12 protein-coding genes and 1 tRNA gene are annotated in these 17,041 nt (G+C 29.5%); 8 read left to right on the forward strand and 5 right to left on the reverse strand.

Features of this window, described 5'->3' with window-relative positions; genetic code table 11:
* Window positions 1–220: 220 nt before the first annotated feature.
* Window positions 221–292 (reverse strand) — tRNA-Gln (locus tag KI686_RS00420).
* Between the two features lie 170 nt (window positions 293–462).
* Between KI686_RS00420 and KI686_RS00425 the strand changes: the two genes are divergently transcribed.
* The gene (locus tag KI686_RS00425; protein ID WP_237587250.1) at window positions 463–3,540 is read left to right on the forward strand and encodes a glycosyltransferase family 117 protein; all 3,078 of its coding nucleotides are present in this window, start codon (window positions 463–465) and stop codon (window positions 3,538–3,540) included.
* Between the two features lie 10 nt (window positions 3,541–3,550).
* Entirely contained in the window at window positions 3,551–4,195 is a 645-nt protein-coding gene (locus KI686_RS00430) for a polysaccharide deacetylase family protein (protein ID WP_237587251.1), read from the forward strand.
* A gap of 9 nt (window positions 4,196–4,204) precedes the next feature.
* Here the strand turns inward: KI686_RS00430 and KI686_RS00435 are convergent, their stop codons facing one another.
* Both KI686_RS00435 and KI686_RS00440 read right to left on the reverse strand, forming a co-directional pair.
* Window positions 4,205–4,498 carry a thioredoxin family protein gene (locus KI686_RS00435; RefSeq protein WP_237587252.1) on the reverse strand — a complete coding sequence of 98 codons (294 nt, stop codon included), beginning with the start codon at window positions 4,496–4,498 and terminating at the stop codon, window positions 4,205–4,207.
* A gap of 85 nt (window positions 4,499–4,583) precedes the next feature.
* Window positions 4,584–5,807 (reverse strand): metallophosphoesterase, encoded by a 1,224-nt coding sequence (locus KI686_RS00440; protein ID WP_237587253.1) that lies wholly within the window; start codon window positions 5,805–5,807, stop codon window positions 4,584–4,586.
* Window positions 5,808–6,049: 242 nt separating this feature from the next.
* On the opposite strand from KI686_RS00440, the gene polA reads away from it, so the two are divergent.
* Complete coding sequence (polA, locus tag KI686_RS00445; protein ID WP_237587254.1) at window positions 6,050–8,890, forward strand: DNA polymerase I; 2,841 nt, start codon at window positions 6,050–6,052, stop codon at window positions 8,888–8,890.
* Between the two features lie 3 nt (window positions 8,891–8,893).
* Window positions 8,894–9,280 carry a hypothetical protein gene (locus KI686_RS00450; RefSeq protein WP_237587255.1) on the forward strand — a complete coding sequence of 129 codons (387 nt, stop codon included), beginning with the start codon at window positions 8,894–8,896 and terminating at the stop codon, window positions 9,278–9,280.
* A 94-nt stretch (window positions 9,281–9,374) separates the two neighbouring features.
* On the opposite strand, the gene KI686_RS00455 is transcribed toward KI686_RS00450, so the two are convergent.
* Window positions 9,375–9,971, reverse strand: coding sequence for a hypothetical protein (locus tag KI686_RS00455; RefSeq protein ID WP_237587256.1), 597 nt, complete (start codon window positions 9,969–9,971; stop codon window positions 9,375–9,377).
* A gap of 183 nt (window positions 9,972–10,154) precedes the next feature.
* Here KI686_RS00455 and KI686_RS00460 point away from each other — a divergent pair, with 183 nt between their 5' ends.
* The 4 genes from KI686_RS00460 to KI686_RS00475 all read left to right on the forward strand — a co-directional run bounded on the left by KI686_RS00460 (window position 10,155) and on the right by KI686_RS00475 (window position 16,318).
* Window positions 10,155–10,961 carry an N-acetylmuramoyl-L-alanine amidase gene (locus tag KI686_RS00460; RefSeq protein WP_237587257.1) on the forward strand — a complete coding sequence of 269 codons (807 nt, stop codon included), beginning with the start codon at window positions 10,155–10,157 and terminating at the stop codon, window positions 10,959–10,961.
* A gap of 363 nt (window positions 10,962–11,324) precedes the next feature.
* Window positions 11,325–13,559, forward strand: coding sequence for a DUF5916 domain-containing protein (locus KI686_RS00465; RefSeq protein WP_237587258.1), 2,235 nt, complete (start codon window positions 11,325–11,327; stop codon window positions 13,557–13,559).
* A gap of 112 nt (window positions 13,560–13,671) precedes the next feature.
* Window positions 13,672–14,631: an L-threonylcarbamoyladenylate synthase gene (locus tag KI686_RS00470; protein WP_237587259.1), complete on the forward strand. Its 960-nt coding sequence runs from the start codon at window positions 13,672–13,674 to the stop codon at window positions 14,629–14,631.
* A 16-nt stretch (window positions 14,632–14,647) separates the two neighbouring features.
* On the forward strand, window positions 14,648–16,318 hold the full coding sequence (locus KI686_RS00475) for an RluA family pseudouridine synthase (RefSeq protein WP_237587260.1): 1,671 nt from the start codon (window positions 14,648–14,650) through the stop codon (window positions 16,316–16,318).
* Window positions 16,319–16,327: 9 nt separating this feature from the next.
* On the opposite strand, the gene truB is transcribed toward KI686_RS00475, so the two are convergent.
* Window positions 16,328–17,020, reverse strand: coding sequence for a tRNA pseudouridine(55) synthase TruB (gene truB, locus KI686_RS00480; protein WP_237587261.1), 693 nt, complete (start codon window positions 17,018–17,020; stop codon window positions 16,328–16,330).
* Between the last annotated feature and the right edge of the window lie 21 nt (window positions 17,021–17,041).

The raw sequence follows: 17,041 nt of genomic DNA on the forward strand, positions 1-17,041 counted from the left end.
TAATTCTCCTAGCCTCTACTATTCTTTATTCAACCTCAACTATCCATGAATATTTTGAAAAACTGTAATTATGCTTAACTATAAATAGTATATTTGTTATATAACAAGAGTCAGAGTTATATTATTTACTTAAAAAGTATAGTTAGGGGTGCAGATAGGGGGGCTGAAAAAAGAAACCCTTAAAAACATCAATGTTTAAAAGGGTTTTAAAAATTATAAGTTGGCCTACAAGGACTCGAACCTTGAATGTCGGTACCAAAAACCGGTGTGTTGCCAATTACACCATAGGCCAATACTCTAATGCGGGTGCAAATTTAATACATTCTTTTAAACACGCAAACATTTTTTAATATTTTTTTCATTTAACAAAGTTTTAAGACGTTTTTGACATTTATAAAAACAAGTAACAACTAATTTTATTCATATTTATTAGTAAATTCGCCCACACATTATCCACTAACTATGACATCAGGAAATTTTAAAAAATGGAACATCATCTTAGGATGGGCTACTTTTGCAATTGCTTTAATAACATATTCTTTAACACTAGAGCCAACCGTAAGCGCATGGGATTGTGGAGAATACATATCTACATCTGTTAAATTAGAAGTTGGTCATCCGCCAGGTGCTCCTTTATTTCAAATGCTAGGCGCATTTTTTGCAATGTTTACATCTAATTTAGATCAAATTGCAAAAATGGTTAACTTTATGTCTGCCTTGGCAAGTGCTTTTACAATTTTGTTTATGTTTTGGACAATTACAAATTTGGCAAAAAAATTAGCTCTAAAAACAGGTGAAATATCCGAAGGAAAATACATAGCAATTTTAGGTAGTTCTATTGTTGGTTCTTTAGCATATACATTTTCTGATAGTTTTTGGTTTAGTGCTGTAGAAGGAGAAGTTTATGCAATGTCTTCTTTTTTAATGGCTTTACTTTTTTGGTTAGGTTTAAAATGGGAAAGCGAATTACACACACCTAGAGGTAATAAATGGTTAATTTTAATCAGTTTTGTAGTTGGTTTATCTTTTGGTGTACATATTTTATCATTGTTGGTAATACCAGCAATTGTAATGTTGTATTTCTTTAAAACGTATAAAACCATTAATTTAAAAACTACTACAATTGCAACCATTTTTTCTATATTGGTTTTAGCTTTTGTTTTTAAGTTTTTATTCCCTTATACTTTAAGATTCTTTAGTGCTTCAGAATTATTTTTTATCAATTCTATTGGTTTACCTTATAATTCTGGTTCTATTATTGCCGCATTAATTTTAATTGGATTGTTCTATTTTGGATTAAACTATACACGCAAAAAAAACAAAGTAAATACAAACACCTTAATACTTTCTGTGTTGTTTATTATGGTTGGTTTTTCTTCTTGGATGATGTTACCAATTAGGGCCAATGCAAATACTACAATCAATGAAAACGATCCGTCTAGTGCTCGTGAATTATTAGCGTATTACGAACGTGAACAATATGGTGATGCAAACGTATTTTACGATACATATTACTCTAATTCTTATTCTAGAGAACAAGACCCAAACAATCCTTACAAAGACGACAAACCTAAATACGAAAAGAGAAATGGTAAGTATGAAATTGTAAATAATTACGAAAATGTTGTACCAAACTACTCAGACAAACACAAGGGTTTTATACCAAGAATGGTAGATCCGTCTAAAGAAAAAATGTACAAATCTATAGCTGGCATTCCTCTAAACAGTAAACGTAGACCTACTTTTGCAGAGAACATTAAGTTTATGCTTAGCTATCAATTTGGATACATGTACGGACGTTATTTTATGTGGAATTTTGTGGGTCGCCAAAATGATATTCAAGGAAACTTAGACATATTAAATGGTAATTGGCTTAGCGGAATTACAGTAATTGATGAAGCTAGATTAGGTTCTCAAAAAGAACTACCAACACAAGTTTTAGAAAATAAAGGAAGAAATAAATATTATTTTTTACCATTAATTTTAGGAGTTCTTGGTTTAATTTACCAAATAAAGTGGGATAAAAAGAACTTTTTTACGCTGTTTTTATTCTTTGCTTTTACCGGTTTTGCTATTATTTTTTACACAAACCCAAAACCTTTTGAACCTAGAGAACGTGATTATGCTGTTGTAGGTAGTTTTTACATTTTTGCAATTTGGATAGGTTTTGGCGTATTGGCCTTGTATGAATATTTAAAGAAATTTGGCTCTAAAAAAGTAATTGCTTTTGCTGTTTCTATTATTTCTTTAATTGCTGTACCGGCTTTAATGGCTTCAGAAAACTGGGATGATCACGATCGTTCTAACAGATACACAACTCATTTAAACGCACAAGCTTATTTAGAATCTTGCGACCCAAATGCAATTATGTTTACAATTGGTGATAATGATACTTTTCCGCTTTGGTACATGCAAGAGGTAGAAGGCATAAGAACCGATGTAAAACTAATAAACACTTCTTTATTTGCAACAGATTGGTATATAGATCAAATGAAAAGAAAAACATACGATGCAGATCCTATTCCGTCTCAATTAGTACACGATCAATATAAATACGGAACTTTAGATGTTGCTTATTCTATGGATCATCCACGTTTTAAAGACTCTATTATGACGATTAACAACTTTATGCGCTGGATAGCTTCTGATAATGATGCTACTTATGTAGAAACGGAAAACGGAGCTAAAGAAAAGTATTATCCTACAAATAAAATTAGAATTCCTGTTAACAAACAAAAGGTTTTAGAAAACGGAATTGTAGCTCAAAAAGATGCTGATAAAATTTTACCATACATAGATATTACTATAGATGATAGAGCTTTATTTAAGAATAGAATTTTAATGTTAGACATAATTGCTAATAATGATTGGGAAAAACCAATCTATTTTACTGGTGGCGCTAATGCTGATGAAGAATATATTTGGCTAAAAGAATATCTACAATTAGATGGTTTGGCGTATAAATTTGTACCAATTAAAACATCTATGAAAGATAAAAATCTATTTGATATGGGTAGAATTGACCCAGAAAAAATGGAGGCTAATATTGCAAAATGGAACTGGAGAAATATTAACGACGGTAAAATTTATTTAGACGAACAAACAAAAAGAAATGCAATTTCTATGCGTAATAGTTTACTTCGTTTATCAGAAACTTTCGCAAAAGAAGGAGACACTGCAAAAGCTTTAAAATACCTAGATTTATCTTTAGAAAAAATGCCTATTGCAGACTTTGACCATTATAGCTTATCTATTGGTTACCCAGAAGCTTATTACCGTTTAAAAGACTCTAAAAAAGCAAGAGAAGTATCTGCTACATTAATAAAATTGTTTAAAGAAAAATTAATTTGGTTAAGTACATTTTCTATGGAAGATACAGAACTAATTTTTGATGAAATAGACAACAATTTATACATGTACAGAAACATAATTAGCCAAGCAGAACAAGGTGAAGTTGACAAAGAATACATAGAAACTTTACAAGATGATTTTGTAGAGGTTGTACAATTATTTAGTCACTTAATGCCAGACGAAGAATAGTTTGTTTTAAATGAAAGCATATTTAGCTAAAATGCCACGTATAATTATGAGAATTTTCTCTAATTATACGTGGCATTTTTTCTCTAATAAAAAAGAGATTTTTTTAACTTTTGATGATGGTCCAACCACAGATATAACTCAATTTATTTTAAAAGAATTAAAAAAGTACAATGCAAAAGCTACCTTTTTCTGTATCGGAAAAAATATAAAAAATCATCCTGAATTATTTAAAGAAATTATTTCTGAAGGACATTCTATAGGAAACCATACTCACAACCATTTAAAAGGTTGGAAAACTGAAAAACAAAACTACATAGATAATATTTTAATGTGTGATAAAACAATTACACAATTCGGTTATACAACAAAACAAAAACTGTTTAGGCCTCCTTACGGAAGAATTAAAAAGAATCAAGCAAAAGAATTGATACAAGAAGGATACAAAATTATTATGTGGGATGTTTTATCTGCTGATTTTGATGTTACAATTTCTAAAGAAAAATGCTTAGATAATGTTTTAAAAAGTGTTGAAAACGGGAGCATTATTGTTTTTCACGACAGTGTAAAAGCAAAAGAAAGAATGGAATATGTGCTACCTAAAGTATTAAAAGACTTGTCTGAAAAAGGCTTTACTTTTAAAGCAATTAAGTCTTAAAAAGATTTATTAAACATAATTTAAGACCAAACCTATCAAAGTTTTATCGTCTTTAAAACCAGCTTGGCGCCACTTTATTTCTCCTTTTTTACAAATCATAAAAGTGGGAATATTTTGCACTTCTAACGCATCTACTAAAGCTTTATTTTCTGCAACATTTATCTTAATTACTTTTGCATTTTCTCTTAAAGTTGCAGCTACATTTGTTAATGTAGTAATTTGATTTTCTGTATCATTAGAATTTGCACAAAATTTTATTAACACAGGTTTATCTACGCTAATTAGCTCTCCAAATTTTGCCATAATGTTAAGTCTTTAAGTAAGTGACTTTTAAAATATTTGTTGTTAATACTCAAATATAATAAAAATCATTTAAAGACACTGATTATCAACCCTTTTTCAGCTCTATTACAGTAATCTCTGGCCAAATACCCACTCTTCCAGGAAAAGCATGGTATCCAAAACCTCTATTTACATTTACATATCTACCAAATTCTTTATACAAACCTGCCCATTGTTTATACACAAATTTAGAAGGACTCCATTTAATCCAACCCGGAATTTCGATTCCCATTTGCAAACCATGTGTGTGTCCACTTAATGTAAGATGATAATTAAAATCGTCTTGTTTTACTTTCATTTCCCAATGACTAGGATCATGACTCATTAAAATCTTAAAATCTTTTTGATTAATACCTTTGGATGCTTTTTGCAAATCTCCAGCTTGGTTAAAACCTTTTCCCCAATTTTCTACACCAACCAAGGCAATTTTTTGTCCATTTTTTTCTATATATCGATTTTCATTACACAGTAAATCGAAACCAATTTTTTGATGAATGTCTTTTACTTTTTTAAAGTTATCTATTTTATCTTGCGGGTTTGCCCAATCCATATAATCACCATAATCATGATTACCAAGAATAGAATATTTACCCTCTTTGGCTTCTAATTGAGCAAAAACATCAATCCAATTATCCATTTCTGATGCTTGATTATTTACAATATCACCCGTAAACAACATTAAATCAGATTTTTGTTGATTAATTAAATCAACACCGTATTGTATTTTTTCTTTATTCGTAAAACTTCCAGAATGAATATCAGAAATTTGTGTAATAGTATAACCATCAAAAGCATCTGGCAAATCTTTAAAACTTAATTGATATTTTATCACTTTATAATTATACTTACCTTGAATAATTCCGTAAATAAAAGAAGCAAAAGGTATTGCCGCCAAACCTAAAGCTAATTGCGAAATAAATTTTCTTCTACCTGCCAAAGGCTTTGTTTCTCCTCCAGAAATTGCAGAAATTAATTTTAAAATCCAACGATATGCATCTTCACCAAACAATAAAATAATAATAACCAATTTAGGAATAGAAACGGTGAGTAATAAACCCATTGCCATTTGAAACTGCGGTGTTTGCCCATCACTTCTAGAATACGTTAAAATATTAGCAAAAAAGTTAATGTACACAGCTACACTAATCAACAAAAAAGAATAACGTACTATTTTACTTTTAGAAATTGTTTTAAATGCTTGAAACGTATAAATCTCTACAGAAACAATAAGAATAGCTAAAATAATTAAAGGAAATATCCAACGTGACATAAGAAAGGTTAAATTTATCGACAAAGGTAATTCTTTAAATATTGATTAAATTTAACACGTTGTTAAAGTTTAATGGCAGCTTTTTCATCTAAAAATGTTAGCTTTTTATTTAAAAAATAAGTTCATCTTTTTAATTTTTAAAATATTAGTAACGCAAAAGCTATTAATGTTACAATTCATAACTTTTAATATTAGTTTTCAAACTAATATTTTGTAGTTTTATCCCTTCAACTCTATACAAAATGGCTGATCAAAAAAGACTTTTTTTAGTAGATGCGTACGCATTAATTTTCCGTGGATATTACGCTTTTATAAAAAACCCAAGAATCAATTCTAAAGGATTAGATACTTCTGCAATAATGGGTTTTATGAACTCTTTATTAGACGTAATTAAAAGAGAAAGACCAGATCATTTAGCCGTTTGTTTTGATAAAGGCGGTAGTGTAGACAGAGTAGAAATGTTTGAAGCCTACAAAGCCAACAGAGATGTAACACCAGAAGCAATTAAAGTTGCCGTACCATATATTTATGAGATTTTAAAAGCCATGCACATACCAATTATGGTAAAAGAGGGTTTTGAGGCAGATGATGTTATTGGTACACTTTCTAAACAAGCAGAAAAAGAAGGTTATAAAACTTTTATGGTAACCCCAGATAAAGATTTTGCACAATTGGTTTCTGAAAACATTTTTATGTACAAACCTCGTTTTGGTGGTGGTTATGATATTTGGGGAGTTGATGAAGTTAAAGAAAAATTTGGTGTAGAAAACCCAGAGCAAGTAATTGATTACCTAGGAATGATGGGAGATTCTGCAGATAATATTCCTGGCTTACCTGGCGTTGGAGAAAAAACTGCCAAAAAGTTTTTAGCTGCGTACGGCTCTATGGAAAACCTTTTAGCAAATACACACGAGCTAAAAGGTAAAATGAAAGAGAAAATTGAAGCAAACGGAGAATTAGGTTTACTTTCTAAAAAATTGGCAACAATTATGCTAGATGTTCCGGTAACTTTTGATGCTCATGACTTTACTTTAGACCAACCTGATAAAGAAAAAGTAACTGAAATTTTTAACGATTTAGAGTTTAGAAATTTATTAACCAATTTCTTACGTACTTTTAATACAGAAGAAACCACAACTTCTACAGATGTCACTTCGAGCGCAGTCGAGAAGACTCCAGCTAAAAAAACTACTCCAAAAACAGAAGGTCAGTTTGATTTATTTGCTGCTCCAGGAACCGGAAGTGTTTCTGAAGAAGAAAGTTTATCTGGTTTTAAAAACATTAAAAATACCGATCATTTTTACCAACATATAGATTCTCCTTTCTCAAGAAAATTATTATTAAAAAAGTTGATGCAACAAACTTCTGTTTGTTTTGATACAGAAACCACAGGTTTAAGAGCTTTAGAAGTTGAGTTAATCGGAATTGCTTTTTCTTTTGAAGCAGGAAAAGGTTATTATGTTTCTTTTCCAGAAGACCAAGAAGAAACAAAAATTATTTTAGAAGAATTTAGACCGTTTTTTGAAAGTGAAATCGAAAAAATTGGTCATAATTTAAAATATGATATCAAAGTTTTATCAAACTATAACATGCCCGTAAAAGGGAAGTTGTTTGATACCATGATTGCGCATTATTTAATAAACCCAGACATGCGTCATAATATGGATGTTTTGGCAGAAACCTATTTAAATTATCAACCAGTTTCTATTGTAGAATTGATTGGTAAAAAAGGGAAAAATCAACTTTCTATGCGTGTTGTGCCAATTGCAGACCAAACAGAATATGCAGTAGAAGATGCAGACATTACATTTCAATTAAAAGAACATTTTACCAAGGAACTAGAAACAGGTAATGTTACCAAACTTTTTAATGATATAGAATTACCTTTGGTTTCTGTTTTAACAGCCATGGAAATTGAAGGAATTAACGTAAACATCGATTTCTTAAAAGAGTTATCTGTTACCTTAACGGATGACATAAATCAACTAGAAAAGAGTATTTACGAACAAGCAGGCGAAGAATTTAACATTGCTTCTCCAAAACAATTGGGTATTGTTTTGTTCGAAAACATGAAGTTGGTAGATAAGCCTAAAAAAACAAAAACAGGTCAATATAAAACCGGAGAAGATATTTTATCGTTCTTAGAAAAAGACCACCAAATTATTAGAGATATTAAAGCATATCGTCAATATAAAAAATTACAAAGCACCTATGTTGATGCGTTGCCAAATGAAGTAAACCCTAAAACAGGAAGAATTCATACAGAATACATGCAAGCTGTTGCGGCAACTGGTAGATTGAGTTCTAACAATCCTAATTTACAAAACATACCTATTAGAACAGAACGTGGTAGAGAAGTAAGAAAATCTTTTGTACCAAGAGATGAAAATTATGTTTTATTAGCTGCAGATTATTCTCAGATAGAATTAAGAATTATTGCTGCTTTAAGTGAAGAAGAAACTATGATTGATGCTTTTAAAAACGGAGAAGATATTCATGCTTCTACTGCAGCAAAAGTGTTTAATGTTCCTTTAAATGAAGTTACTCGAGAGCAAAGAAGTAACGCAAAAACAGTTAATTTTGGTATTATTTATGGTGTTTCGGCTTTTGGTTTAAGCAATCAAACCGATTTATCTAGAGGAGAAGCCAAAGAATTAATTGATACGTATTATGAAACGTATCCGAAGTTAAAAGCATACATGTCTGCACAAGTAGATTTTGCTAGAGAAAACGGTTATGTAGAAACAGTTTTAAAAAGACGTAGATATTTAAAAGATATAGATTCTAGAAACGCAATGGTAAGATCTGGTGCAGAACGTAATGCTGTAAATGCACCAATACAAGGTTCTGCTGCAGATATTATAAAGTTAGCAATGATTAATATTTACAACCGTTTTGAAAAAGAAGGTTTTAAATCTAAAATGCTATTGCAAGTACATGATGAATTGGTTTTTGATGCACATAAAGACGAGCTAGAAACCATAAAACCAATTATAAAGGAAGAAATGGAAAATGCTTTTAAAATGAGTGTTCCGTTGGATGTAGAAATGGGAATTGGAGAAAACTGGTTACAAGCACATTAAAACATGGAGTTAGATTATATAGAAAACATTGACGGACACGACCAAGACATTGTACGTTTGTACAATTTTAACAAAGAAGAAGCTATTTTATTTAGAGATTTGTTGGTTGAAACTGTTATTATAAAAAAACAAAAGTTAGATTTATCTAAAGTAGATTTTATAGAACCTAGAAATTGCAATTTAATTTTAGGTTTGTTTAAAACAGATGAAGGTATTTTAACCAAAGACAATCAAACTTTTTTTTGCATTTTAACGTTAGAGGGTTTTACAAATATGATAAAATTGATAGAACCTTTTTGTAAAAAAGACTCTAGATCTTATCAATATTTATATGAAATAGATAATCCTATTGATTTGCTATTTTGCCCTTCTGCTAATTATGTAGATTAAAATTTATAATACTTTTTAAACAAAAAAAGAGGCAGATTCAAAAGAATCTGCCTCTTTTGGTAATTGTAAACATTACAACTACCATCCCCTTTACCTATTTATTTTTTAACTCTTCATGAAATTCTTCTACAATGTTTTCATGTTTTTTTGTGTAAGCTGCCACAGTTTCATCTAAAGTTTCTTTTAACTCATCAAATTTATCAGAAAGAGCCTCTAAGTTTTTTTCTACTTCGCTTTCTGTATCTTCATTATCGTCCACTAATTCTCTATATTCTTCTTGTACAGCTTCTACATCTTCTAAAACCTCTTCTGTTTTTAACCATTCTGGAATTGTGTTAGCTAAGTTTTCCATTCTGTCATTTAAGTTAATTACATTCTTTTCTACAGTAATGTATTCTTTATCTTTAAAGCTTTCTAATTCTGCATTAACTTCAGTATAATTAGACCAATCATCAAAACCTACAATTCCTTTTGCATTAATATCGTAGATAATAGTTCTACCATCTTTCATTGTATATTTATGTGTTTTTACAGCATCTTTTTCTTCTGTGTGTTCATCAATCAATTTAGCCACTTCTTCTTTTGTTTCAGAAGTTTTATTTTTTACTTTGTTACAAGAAACAAAGGCTAAACTAAAAACAGTTAATGTAATGGCTAATGTTTTAAATAAATTTATTTTCTTAGTTTTCATTGGTATTGTTTTTTAAGTTCATCACAAAACTATAAGAATAAAAAAAGAGGCTTTAACTCAAATAACATTTACTTTAACTCTTATCATAAAAGTTAAAATAATTTCTAATTAGTAGGGTTTTACTACTTTTATCAAAATTATAAATGAAAACAACTTTTAAGTATTCTTACTAACTTTAAAAAAATGAAAACTTTTAAACTCTTAATTCTTCTTGCCATTTTTACTTCTTGCTCTAAAAACATTTATAAAATTTCTAAAAAAGAATATAATAAAGAAGCCAGAAAATTAGGAAAATCTCTTATTAAAATTACTCCAGACACTATAGACAATAGAATATCTGATGTTATAAAGTCTCAGAATTTTAATTTAAGAAAACCCAATTTAATTGTTATACATCATACAGCACAAGATAGTTGCCAACAAACTTATAAAACCTTTGCTTTAGAGCGCACACAAGTAAGCTCTCATTACGTAATTTGTGATGACGGAACTATCACCCAAATGCTTAACGATTTAGTGAGAGGTTGGCACGCCGGCGGCGGAAGTTGGGGTACAAACACAGATATTAATAGTGTTTCTATTGGTATAGAATTAGACAACGATGGTAAAGAACCTTTTTCTTATGCACAGATTAATAGCTTGGTTGCTTTACTTAAAAAACTAACTACAAAATATAAAATACCTACTAACAACGTTGTTGGTCATTCAGACATTGCTCCTGGAAGAAAAACAGATCCTAGCGCATTATTTCCTTGGAAAGCTTTATCGCAAAGTGGTTTTGGAATTTGGTATGATGAAGATAAACTTAAAGACGTAAAACTACCTTTAGACTTCAATTATAATTTTGCATTAAAATACATTGGTTACAATACTAGTAATATAAAAAATGCCATTTACTCTTTTAAACTTAGATTTAACTCAGATGAAGTATCACATGAGTTAACCGAAAAAGATAAAAAAATATTGTTTTTACTGATGGATGAAATTTAAACAAATAAGAATTTCTATACTATTAATTTAGCTTACCTTAACAAGAACGTCTTCTAAAATTTATATTTTTTTCTTAATAAATATTAAGAAAAAAATATAAATATATTCATTCTATAAAATGATGTAATTAAACTTTTTTCAACAAAAAAAAGAGAGGAAAAATTTACTTACAAAAAATTGATGACCGCTGGAATTTAAGCAAAAAATTACGAGAAAAACTATAGTAAATTACCACAAATAAGTACTAAAATAACCCTTAATTTATCACTGTTTTTTTCAATCTTTTTTTTACAAAACTTTAACATTCTAAATTATTTTCGAGCATTATTTACAGTTTACATTCGCTAAAAAACTCAAAAAAAAGTGGAAAAAAACTTCATTTCACCCGTTGTCTTTTTTAGACTATTACTAATATTTTGTATCTCTTTTTCATGTAAATATTCATACGCGCAAAATGATATTTCTGTAAAATATGTAGACAATAACAAGTTTAAAATAGATGGTGTACTAGATGAAGTTATGTGGCAAAATACAACACCTTCAAGTAATTTTAATGAATACTTTCCTGCCGATAATAAATTAGCAAATTATCAAACCGAAATAAGAATGCTTTATAATGAAGAATTCTTATACATCGGAATTAAAGCAGATGCTCCTGGTAAAAAATACAGAACTCCATCTTTCGAAAGAGATTTTAGTATTAGCGGTGCAGATATTATCAATTTAATGTTTGATACTTATAGTGATCGTGCAAATGCATTTTTATTTGGTATCAATCCTTTTGGAGTTTTAAGAGAGGGTATTATTTATGGAGGAGGAATTTCTGGAGAACTCGATTTAAATTGGAATACAAAATGGATTGGAGAATCTAAAATACATGATGATTATTTTATCTCTGAAGTAAGAATACCAATGTCTGCCTTTAAATTTACCGAAGGTGTAGATAGATGGAAGTTTTCTGCCATGAGATCAGACACGCAATCTAACACCAAAAGTTCTTGGTCTAGAGTTCCTCAAAATCAAAATCAACTAAACCTTGGTTATTTTGGCGATATGATTTTCGAAAAACCACTAAAGCAAACCAAAAGTCCACTTTCTGTAATTCCATATATTACACCTTCTTATAGTAAAGACTACGTAAACAACGAAGAATCTTTTAATTTTAAGACAGGTTTTGATGCTAAAATTCCGGTACAAAATAGCTTTATGCTAGACTTAACTATAAATCCAGATTTTTCTAGTGAAGATGTAGTTTCTAGTCAGAATAACGTTACTCAATTTGAAATTATACAAGACGAAACTAGACAGTTTTTTATTGATAATGGAGATTTATTTAACAGATTTGGTCTTTCTGGTAATGCAATTCCTTTTTACTCTAGACGTGTTGGTGTAGATACTGATAGAAACGGAAATACCATTATTGTACCAGTTAATGCCGGAGCTAAATTTACAGGTAAAATAAATAATAAACTAAGAGTTGGTCTTTTAGATGTACAAACTGGTGGAGATGAAAAAGAAGAAATTTCTGCAAATAACAATTTAGTTATAGCTGCAGAACAAAGAATTTTTAACAAATCTACCATTGGGTTCTTTTTTGTAAACAGACAAGCAACTAATTATAAAGAAACACATACAAAAACTAAATACAATAGAATTGTTGGTACAGATTTAAAATTCTATTCTAAAGACAATAGTTTTGATGCTCAAGTATTTCTTCATAAATCATTTACACCTGGCATAGAAACTAATGCAATTTCTGCTGGTACAGATATAACATTAGAAAAGCGTAAATACACCTTAAATTTTAATAGCCAGTATTTAAACGAAGGCTTTAAGGCAGATTTAGGTTATTTAAAACGTACAGATGTTGTAAGAGCAAATCCTTATGGAGATTTTAAAATGTATCCTACTTCTGATGCTATAAATACAATTGTATTAAGTTTAAGTCACAATTCTTACTGGAAAGCTTCTGAAGATATGTTACTTACAGAATCTTATAACACAGCAGGCGGAACCGTTAATTTTACAAACGGAACTATGTTAGGATTATCTGGTACAAATAGCTACATATACTTAACAAAACCATTTGATCCTGTTCGTACATCAGAAAACGCAACTCCATTACCAATTGGAGGTTATGATACCAACGAGTTAAAACTAAGCTTTAGATCTGATAAAAGAAAAGCTCTTTGGACCGAAGGATCTGTAAAATATGGAAGTTTTTACTTTGGTAATAAATTTACATCAGACGTTACATTTCAATACAGATATCAACCATTTTTTACTGTTTCATTACAAGCACAATATGATGATATTCAGTTGCCTGAACCTTATTCATCAGGAAAATTATGGTACTTAGGCCCTACTTTTAACCTTACATTTAGTAAAAACATTTTCTTTAACACAGATATACAATACAGTTCTCAAGCAGAAAGTTTTTTATTAGTATCTAGATTACAGTGGAGATACGCACCTCTTTCTGATATTTTCTTAACATATACCGATGTAAAAACAACTTCTCCTATAGATCCTGTTCAAAAAGGTATTTTCTTAAAAATTAATTATTGGTTTGATATCAATAGAAAAAACAAATCATAAATAACTACACACTATAAATTAATCTAATTTAGATTCGTTTAAATAACAAGCTATTTAATTTTTTAAAATAGCTTGTTATGGCTTTATTTTTATGTTTAATTTTGCACTTATTATGAGCATTATATCTAAAGACATACAAAAGGCAATAGAGCTATTAAGCAATGATAAATTAGTTGCCATACCAACAGAAACCGTTTATGGTTTAGCAGGTAATATTTTTAGTGAAAAAGCAATAAAAAGCATTTTTTCTACTAAAAAAAGACCTTTTTTTAATCCGTTAATTGTACACATACCTTCTGTAGATTCTTTAAAAGATATTGTTATTAACGTGCCAGAAAAAGCACAGTTACTAGCAAATGCTTTTTGGCCAGGATCTATGACTATGGTTTTAAAAAAGAATGAAAAAATTCCTGATTTAATTACAGCTGGTAAAGATACCGTAGCTGTACGCGTACCAAATCATCCTGTAACTTTAAGTTTATTAAAACAATTACCTTTTCCTTTAGCAGCACCAAGTGCAAACCCTTTTGGTAGCATTAGCCCTACAAAACCAGAACATGTAGAACGTTATTTTAAAAATGATATTCAACAAGTTTTAGATGGCGGAGCTTGTACAAACGGAATTGAATCTACTATTATTGGTTTTGAAAATGATGAACCAATTATTTACAGATTAGGAGCCTTAGCTTTAGAAGATATAGAAGCTGTTGTTGGCAAAATTTCTATCAAAAACAAAAAAGAAGAAAGCCCAGATGCACCAGGAATGTTGGCAAGACATTATGCACCTTCTACCAAAACTTTTTTGGTTGATGATATTAGTACAGAAATTAAAAATCATTTAGATAAAAAAATTGGTGTATTACCTTTTAAAAACTCTTTAAAAGATGCTTCTCTTACAGAAATTATATTATCAAAAAAAGGTTCTATGCACGAAGCAGCATCAAAATTATACGACGCTTTACACGAGTTAGATCATTTAAATTTAGATGTAATTATTGCAGAAAGATTTCCTGATAATGGACTAGGAAAATCTATTAACGATCGTTTGCAACGCGCAACTTTTAGCTTGTAATTTATAATTTTAAAGTTTGAATTATTTCCAAAATTTTAAAACAGATATTTCGGAAATTGAACTTCCAGAAAAGTTTACATTTCCCTTTTATTACCAACCTCATATTTTGGCAGAGATAGCCTCTAAAGAGCTACAAAAATACCTAAAAAACCAAACTGATTTTTCACATAATTTTGGACTTTTAAAAGATGATGAAAAATCTGCCATCGGAAAAATGTTTGGAGTGTTAGTTGTTAAAAACCAACAAAATAAGACTGGATATTTAGCTGCTTTTTCTGGAAAACTATCAGACAATAGCCTACCAAAAAAGTTTGTTCCGCCAGTTTTTAATATGAGAGAAAATGGTAGTTTTTATTTGGATGGAGAAATTGAAATAAATCAAATAAATAAAGAATTATTTTCTTTAAAAAAAGACACGAATTATTTAAATCTAAAACAATCATTTCAACGAGTTTTTAAAGAGATTGAAACAGATTTGGCTTTAGAAAAAAAGAGATTAAAACTTAAAAAAGCAAATAGAAAAAGAAGGAAAAAAATTGGCTTATCAAACTTAGAAAAGGATGATTTTAATCTTTTAAATAAAGAATTAGTTCAGGAAAGTTATAACGATCAGTTTTTTTACAAAGAACTTGTAGAATATTATGATGATAAGCTTTCTAAAATAAAAAAAGAGTTAGACGTTTTTGAAACTAAAATTGCATCTCTAGAAAAAAAACGAAAAGACAAATCTAATTATTTACAAGAAACACTTTTTAAAAATTATGCTTTCTTAAATCATCAAAAAGAAAGTAAAAACTTGTTAGACATTTTTAATAATCCATCTGTAAAGCCTCCTGCGGGTTCTGGAGAATGTGCAGCGCCTAAACTTTTACAATATGCTTTTAAAAATGATTTAACGCCTATTTGTATGGCAGAATTTTGGTGGGGAATTTCACCAAACTCTGCAATTAGAAAACATAAAAATTTTTATCCTGCTTGCCAAAGTAGATGTAAACCTATTTTAGACCATATGTTAAGTGGCATTAAAATGGACGATAATTTGTTATTAGAAAACTTAGGAGAAACTCAAGATTTAGAGATTGTTTATGAAGATGATGTTTTAATTGCCATTAACAAACCTGCAGAATTTTTATCGGTTCCTGGTAAAGATATTACAGACTCTGTTTACACTAGAATTAAAGAAAAATATCCAAACGCAACAGGACCTTTAATTGTACATAGATTAGATATGTCTACATCCGGAATTTTATTACTAACAAAAACTAAAGAAGCTAATAAAGTTTTGCAAAGTCAGTTTATAAACAGAACCATTAAAAAACGTTATGTTGCTTTGTTAGATGGTACTTTATCTGAAAACAGCGGAAAAATAAAACTTCCGTTGCGTGTAGATTTAGACGACAGACCTAAACAACTAGTCGATTTTGTTTATGGAAAAAATGCTGAAACAGATTGGAAAATCATCAAACAAGAAGATAACAAAACTAGAGTTTATTTTTATCCGATTACCGGTAGAACACATCAATTAAGGGTACATGCAGCCCATAAAGATGGATTAAATGTGCCAATTATTGGTGATGATTTATATGGAAAAAAAACAAACAGATTGCACTTACATGCAGAGTTTATTGAGTTTCTACATCCAACTACTCATAAAAAAATGAGTTTTACAGTAGCTCCAGATTTTTAGTTAAGAAAATTATTCTTCTTTTAACTTTTCTATAAAACCTTCTATAGAAGTTGCTTTATCAACAGAAAAATCACCAATTTTAGTTCTTCTTAAAGCTGATAAATGAGCTCCAGAGTTTAGAGCAACACCATAATCATAAGCTAAAGAACGTATATAAGTTCCTTTGCTACAAACAATTCTAAAATCTACTTCTGGTAAGTTAATTTTAGTTATTTCGAAGGTAGAAACAGTAACTGTTCTTGCTTTTATTTCTGTAGTTTCACCTTTTCTAGCTAACTCATACAAACGTTTACCGTCTTTTTTAATCGCAGAAAAAATAGGTGGTTTTTGTTGAATTTCTCCTATAAATTGATTTGTAGTTTTGTGCAATAATTCTTCTGTAATATGTTCTGTAGGAAACGTCTTATCTACTTCTGTTTCTAAATCGTAACTTGGTGTAGTTGCGCCAATAGTAAAAGTACCCGTATACTCTTTTATTTGACCTTGATATTCATTAATATTTTTGGTTTGTTTACCAGTACAAATAATTAGTAAACCTGTTGCCAACGGATCTAAAGTACCTGCGTGGCCAACTTTAATTTTTTTAATCTTAAAGCGTTGCTTTATTTCCCAACGTAATTTATTTACAGCTTGAAAAGATGTCCATTCAAGCGGTTTATCAATCAATAAAATTTGACCGTTTTTAAAACCTTCTTCTGTCATTAAAATATGCTAAAATTAGAT

The organism is Polaribacter sargassicola, assembly GCF_021991835.1.
In the GTDB taxonomy this organism is placed as follows: domain Bacteria; phylum Bacteroidota; class Bacteroidia; order Flavobacteriales; family Flavobacteriaceae; genus Polaribacter; species Polaribacter sargassicola.